This is a genomic window from Clostridium aromativorans (genome assembly GCF_020908015.1).
Classification (GTDB): Bacteria; Bacillota; Clostridia; order Clostridiales; family Clostridiaceae; genus Clostridium_B; species Clostridium_B aromativorans.
In genome coordinates this window covers 1-538 of record NZ_JAJJPB010000074.1, presented here as the reverse complement: position 1 = coordinate 538, position 538 = coordinate 1, and the positions used below count along the sequence as shown (strand labels likewise).

The 538-nt window shown below is 34.2% G+C and carries 2 protein-coding genes; both read right to left on the bottom strand.

Going from position 1 to position 538, the window contains the following annotated elements; all coding sequences use genetic code 11:
• Window positions 1–229 (bottom strand): hypothetical protein (locus tag LN736_RS19285; RefSeq protein ID WP_407647214.1); only part of this gene is annotated, 229 nt, incomplete at its 3' end.
• A 13-nt stretch (window positions 230–242) separates the two neighbouring features.
• A partial coding sequence (locus tag LN736_RS18865) for a UPF0236 family transposase-like protein (protein ID WP_229982217.1) occupies window positions 243–538 on the bottom strand: 296 nt, incomplete at its 5' end.

Here is a 538-nt window from a genome sequence, read left to right as displayed (position 1 = left end):
TATAGTAACTGTACAACTCTTTCAGTTCATCATTTGCTTTTTTATCTGTCTCTAAATTTATAAGTTCCTTAATTTTTTCCAATGCTTCATCATACTTTTTTTCTTTTAAGAGCTTTTTTACCGTCTTTCTGGATTCTTCGTCCTTAATCTTACGATTTGCCTTCTGGAATATATGAAATAGATCCAGCTGGTATATTTTCTGGGTGTCATTTTCTGTTTCAGCGCTAATCCATGGGGCTCCATCACCATTTAGAATAGTATACTTCTGAAATATGGCTGTTTATCAGGTTATCAAAGTTACTGCCTTTTTCATACCCTGAAAAATACCTGGTCCCAACAGTCCTGTATCCATCATTCTTTTTAATCCACCCTTCGTATATTTTACCCACCTTGAGTTCCTGTTTATTCTTTTTACCCTGTATTTTTAAGTAAACCCCATCCTTTTCTTCAAAGAGCACATTCACTTCTCTTTTACCTCTAAGTTCTCCTTTAAGGTATTTTGTAACCCTGTTATTTTCAATCTTTTCTATAGCACTGC